Source organism: Roseisolibacter sp. H3M3-2 (assembly GCF_029211165.1).
Classification (GTDB): domain Bacteria; phylum Gemmatimonadota; class Gemmatimonadetes; order Gemmatimonadales; family Gemmatimonadaceae; genus Roseisolibacter.
This window is the reverse complement of sequence record NZ_JARGEK010000333.1, coordinates 1-5,460: the sequence shown is the minus strand read 5'-3', so window position 1 is coordinate 5,460 and position 5,460 is coordinate 1. Positions and strand designations below refer to the sequence as shown.

The 5,460-nt window shown below is 76.1% G+C and carries 5 protein-coding genes and 1 pseudogene; all 6 read left to right on the top strand.

The window, feature by feature from the left end:
* Window positions 1-252: 252 nt before the first annotated feature.
* Window positions 253-1,005, top strand: coding sequence for a pseudouridine synthase (locus PYV61_RS20345; protein WP_275835051.1), 753 nt, complete (start codon window positions 253-255; stop codon window positions 1,003-1,005).
* A gap of 168 nt (window positions 1,006-1,173) precedes the next feature.
* Window positions 1,174-2,151 (top strand): MoxR family ATPase, encoded by a 978-nt coding sequence (locus tag PYV61_RS20340; RefSeq protein ID WP_275835049.1) that lies wholly within the window; start codon window positions 1,174-1,176, stop codon window positions 2,149-2,151.
* Entirely contained in the window at window positions 2,148-3,143 is a 996-nt protein-coding gene (locus tag PYV61_RS20335; protein ID WP_275835047.1) for a DUF58 domain-containing protein, read from the top strand. The genes PYV61_RS20340 and PYV61_RS20335 overlap by 4 nt, the downstream gene beginning before the upstream one ends.
* Window positions 3,143-4,192, top strand: coding sequence for a hypothetical protein (locus tag PYV61_RS20330; RefSeq protein ID WP_275835045.1), 1,050 nt, complete (start codon window positions 3,143-3,145; stop codon window positions 4,190-4,192). Before PYV61_RS20335 ends, PYV61_RS20330 begins: the two co-directional genes overlap by 1 nt.
* Window positions 4,189-5,217, top strand: a complete 1,029-nt coding sequence (locus PYV61_RS20325; RefSeq protein WP_275835044.1) for a VWA domain-containing protein — start codon at window positions 4,189-4,191, stop codon at window positions 5,215-5,217. The genes PYV61_RS20330 and PYV61_RS20325 overlap by 4 nt, the downstream gene beginning before the upstream one ends.
* A gap of 10 nt (window positions 5,218-5,227) precedes the next feature.
* Window positions 5,228-5,460: pseudogene (locus tag PYV61_RS20320) on the top strand (hypothetical protein); the annotation flags it as partial.

Sequence of the window (5,460 nt, the reverse complement as noted above, 5' to 3'; positions counted from 1 at the left end):
CGCCCGCCGGTGCGGGAGGAGCGGCCGTCGCGTCCCGCGCGACCGGAGCGCGCCTCGCCGGCGGCGCGGCCCGAGCGTCCGATGCGGTCCGAGCGTCCGATGCGTGCGGAGAGCCCGGTGCGCTCCGAGCGCTCCGCTCGTCCGGCGCCCGGCGACCGACCGGCGCGCCCGGCCGGCCGTCCGGCGACGAAGTCCTCGGCCACGGCGCGGCCCAGGCGCGCGCGCCCGGCCGCCCCGGCGGCCACGGGTCCGATGCGGCTGCAGCGGGTGCTCGCCCGCGCCGGCCTGTCGTCGCGCCGCGAGGCCGAGACGCTGATCGCCGCCGGGCGCGTGCTCGTCAACGGGCGCCCGGCGCAGCTCGGCCAGACCGTGGACCCGGCGCGCGACGCGGTGACCCTCGACGGGAAGCCGGTGAAGGGCCCCGTGGCGGCGCACTGGCTGGTGCTGCACAAGCCGGCCGGCGTCATCACCACGCGGCGCGACCCGGAGGGACGGCCGACGGTGTTCGACCTCGTGCCGGACACGCCCGGGCTGACCTACGTCGGGCGCCTCGACTACATGACCGAGGGCGTCCTGCTGCTCACCACCGACGGCGACGCGGCGCACCGGCTCACGCACCCGAGCCACGAGGTCGAGCGCACCTACGTTGCGACGGTGCGGGGCCCGGTGACGGCGGCCGTGCGCGAGGCGCGGAAGGGGGTCGAGCTCGACGACGGGATCGTCCGCCCGACCGAGGTCCAGTCGCGCCCCCTCGGCAACCGCCGGTGGGAGTTCGAGCTGACCATCCGCGAGGGGAAGACGCGCGAGGTGCGCCGGGTCTGCGAGGCGCTCGGCCTCGAGGTCGAGCGGCTGGTGCGGGTGCGCTTCGGGCCGGTCCGGCTCGGTGCCCTCCCGCCGGGCGCGGTGCGTCCCCTGTCGGGGACGGAGCTGCGCTTCGTCGAGGCGCTGGTGCAGGCGGCGCCGAAGCCGCGCCGCGACCCGGATTTCGACGATCTCGACGCGTAGCAGGGCGCAGGCAGCCGGAGGAGCGGGACCGTTCGAGGGTGTACGAGGGATTGGACCGCCGGGCTCGCTCGGCGGTCCCGTTCTTGAACGGGAGGCGGAGGGCAGCGAGCGTCAGCGGCGTCGCGGGCCACCGGGGCCCGCCGCATCCACCGAGAGCGCGAACCACACGTGGGAACGATCACGCAAGCCGCGTCGGCCGACGCGGCGCTGGTGCAGGGCGTCGTGCGGCAGGTGGCCCGGCGCGTCGTGGGGCAGGAGTACATGGTCGAGCGCCTGCTCATCGGGCTCCTGACCGGCGGCCACGTCCTGCTCGAGGGCGTCCCCGGCCTCGCCAAGACGCTGACGGTGCGGACGCTCGCCGAGGCCATCCGGACCTCGTTCCAGCGCATCCAGTTCACCCCCGACCTGCTCCCCGCCGACGTCGTCGGCACCCAGGTGTTCGACCAGGGGACGGGGTCGTTCTCGGTGAAGAAGGGGCCGATCTTCGCCAACGTGATCCTCGCCGACGAGATCAACCGCGCCCCCGCCAAGGTGCAGAGCGCGCTGCTCGAGGCGATGCAGGAGAAGCAGGTCACGATCGGCGGCCAGACCTTCAAGCTCGAGGAGCCCTTCCTCGTGCTGGCGACGCAGAACCCGATCGAGCAGGAGGGGACGTACCCGCTCCCCGAGGCGCAGCTCGACCGCTTCATGCTGAAGCTCCGCGTCGGCTACCCGACGCGCGAGGAGGAGAAGGAGATCATGCGGCGCATGGCCGGCGGCGAGCCGATCGTCGTCTCGCCCACCGCGTCGCCCGAGGAGATCCTCGACGCGCGCCGCCGCATCTCCGAGCTGTACATGGACGAGCGGATCGTCGACTACATCGTCGAGATCGTGCACGCCACGCGGCACCCCGCCGAGTCCGGGCTCGGCGACCTGGCGCCGCTGATCGAGTTCGGGGCCAGCCCGCGCGCCACGATCGCGCTGGCGCAGGCGTCGCGCGCGCACGCCTTCCTGCGCGGCCGCACCTTCGTCACCCCCGACGACGTGAAGGCGATCGCCCCCGACGTGCTGCGCCACCGCGTGCTCACCTCGTTCGAGGCGGACGCGGAGGAGGTGACGAGCGACGACGTCGTGACGCGCGTGCTGGAGCGCATCGAGAGCCCGTGAGGTTCCCGCTCTCCCGGTCGGCGGCGCGCCTCGCGCACGACGAGGCCACGGGGGAGCGCCTCCCGGGGCGGCGCGTGCGCGTCGCGCCGCCCCCCGCCGAGCGCGCGCCGGCGGTGCCCCCCGAGGTGCTCCGCCAGGTGAAGTACATCGAGCTGCGCACGCGCGGCCCGGTGAACTCGCTGTTCGCCGGCGAGTACCGCTCGGTGTTCAAGGGGCAGGGGATGGAGTTCGCCGAGGTGCGCGAGTACCAGCCCGGCGACGAGGTGCGCGCGATCGACTGGAACGTCACCGCGCGCATGCGCCGCCCGTTCGTCCGGCAGTACGAGGAGGAGCGCGAGCTGACCGTGGTGCTGGCGGTCGACCTGTCGGGCTCCGAGCGCTTCGGCACCGCGCGCCGCTTCAAGAGCGAGCTGGCGACCGAGCTGGCGGCGGTGCTGGCGCTGGCCGCGGTGCGCAACAACGACCGCGTCGGGCTGGTGCTGTTCACCGACCGCGTCGAGCACGTGGTGCGCCCGCGCAAGGGGCGCCGCCACGCGCTGCGCCTGCTGCGCGACCTGCTGGTCGCCGAGCCGGAGGGGCGCGGCACCAGCGTCGCCTCGGCGGCCGACTACCTCGGGCGGATGCTGTCGCACAAGGCGATCGTGTTCATCGTCTCCGACTTCGACGACCCGGCGCTCGAGCGCCCGCTCAAGCGGCTGGCGCTGCGCCACGACGTGGTGGCGGTGACGCTCGAGGACCCGGGCGAGCTGGCGCTCCCCGACGTGGGGCTCGCGCGCTTCGTCGACCCCGAGACGGGGGAGGAGGTCGACGTCGACACGAGCGACCCGCGCGTGCGGCAGGCGTTCGACGCCGAGGTGGCGCGCGGCCGCGACGCGCGCCAGCGGCTGCTGCGGCGGCTGGCGATCGACGAGGTGCCGGTGCGCACCGACGCCGGCTACGTCGAGCCGCTCCTCAAGTTCTTCCGCGCGCGCGAGACGCGCGCCCGCCGGTGATGCGCGCGCTCCGCCTCCTCGCCGCGCTGCTCGCGCTGGCCGCGCCCCTGTCCGCCCAGCCGGCCCCGCAGCCGGCCGCCGACGCGGCGCGCGTGCGGCTCGGCACCGCGCTGTCCGCCGACACGGTCACGGTCGGCGACCCGTTCGAGCTGCGCGTCCGCATCCAGGCCCCCGCGGGCGCGGCGGTGACCTTCCCCACCGCGCCCGACTCGGCGTCGGCGGTCGAGGGGCTCGACCCGCGGCGCGACCGCACGACACCGGGCGACGCGGTGGACGTCACCGCCGTCTACCGGCTCGCGGCGTGGGACGTGGGGACGCTGCCGATCACGCTCGGCGACGTGGTCGTGCGCATCGACGGCGCGGAGCGGCGCGTCCCGCTTCGCGCGCTCCAGGTCCACGTGCGCAGCGTGCTCCCCGCCGACTCGGCGCAGCGCGTCCCCAAGCCGGCGCGCGAGCCGATCGCCGACCCCGGGCTCTGGTGGCTGCAGTGGCTGCTCCTGGCGCTGGCGCTGCTCGCCCTGCTGGCGCTCCTGCTCCTGCTCGCGCGCCGGTGGCTGCGGCGCCGCCGGCCGGCGCCGGTGGCCGGCGGCGCCTACGCGGCCGCCGTCGCCGCCTTCGACCGACTCGACGGGATGCGGCTGGTCGAGGCGGGGGAGACCGGGCGCCACGCCGCGCTCGCCGAGGAGATCCTGCGCGACTACCTCGTCGCGCGGCTCTCCGAGGCGGACCCGTCGCACACGTCGGTGGAGCTGCGCGCGGCGCTGGCCGCGCGCGAGGAGGTGCCGCAGGAGCGGCTGCACGCGCTGCTCGACCTGACCGACCTCGTGAAGTTCGCGGCGCTGCCGCTCGCCCCCGCGGCGGCGACCGAGGCCGGGCGCGAGGCGCGCGGCGTCGTCGACGCGGTGGAGCAGGGGATCGCGGCGCGCGAGGCGCGCGAGCGCGAGGAGGCCGAGGCGCGGGCGCGCGAGGAGCGCGACGCGCAGAAGCGGTACGAGGAGGAGCAGCGCCGGCGCGCCCTCCACGACGACCGCGGGGAGCGGGCCGCGTGAACTGGCGCGAGTGGCTGGACCGCCTCGGCGGCTCGTTCACGGTCGGGGGGCTCGACTTCGCGGCGCCGTGGGTGCTGGCGCTGCTGCTCCTCCTGCCGTGGCTCTGGTGGTGGCGCCGGCGCCGACGCCGCGGCGCGATCGTCTTCTCGCGCGCGGCGGTGCTGGCGCGCGGGCCGCGGGCGGGGCAGCGGGTGGTGCGCGCCCTGTCGGCGCTGCGCTTCGTCGCCCTCGCCGGGTGCGTCGTCGCGCTGGCGCGCCCGCGCACCGGCGCCCGCGCCGAGACGTCGACGAGCGAGGGGATCGACATCGTGATCGCCTTCGACATCTCCAGCTCGATGCTCGCCGAGGACTTCCAGCCGAACAACCGGCTCGAGGTCGCGAAGGCGCGCATCAAGGAGTTCGTCACCAACCGGAACTCGGACCGCATCGCGATCGTCCCGTTCGCGGCCGAGGCGCTGACGCAGGTCCCGCTCACGACCGACTATCCCGTGGTGCTGGCCGCCGTCGACGCGATCCAGTCCGGACAGCTGGAGGACGGCACCGCGATCGGCACCGCGATCACGACGTCGGCCAACCGGCTGCGGTCGTCGCCCGGGCGGTCGCGCGTGATCATCCTGATGACCGACGGCGAGAACAACCGCGGCACCGTCGACCCGCGCACCGCGGCGCGCGCTGCCGCGCAGTTCGGGATCCGCATCTACACCGTCGGCGTCGGGACCGAGGGGATGGCGCCGGTGCCGGTCGGGCGCGGGCTGTACGGGCTGCGCTACGAGAACCGCCCGGTGCGCATCGACGAGCAGCTGCTGACCGAGGTCGCGCGCACCACCGGCGGGCGGTACTTCCGCGCCCGCGACGCGCAGGCGCTGCGCCTGATCTACGAGCAGATCGACCGGCTGGAGCGCACGCCGGTGCGCGCGCGCACCTACGTCCGCTTCACCGAGGAGTACCGCTGGCCGCTCGGCCTCGCGCTCGGCTGCCTGGCGCTGGAGCTCGGGCTGCTCGCGTGGCGGGGGCCGCTGCCGTGAGGGCCGCGCCGTGAACGCCGACTGGGTCCGCTTCTTCCAGGCGCCGTGGCTGCTGCCGGCGGCGGTCGTGCTGCCGGCGCTCGTGGTCGCGCTGCTGCTGGTCTGGGCGGCGCGCCGCTCGGCGCGCGCGGCGCGGCTCGGGCACCAGGCGCTGGTCGCCCGCCTCGCCGCCGAGGTCGTTGTCGCGCGCGTGCGCTGGCGCATCGCGCGCATCGCCGGCGCCCCCGCGCTCGCGGGGCTCCC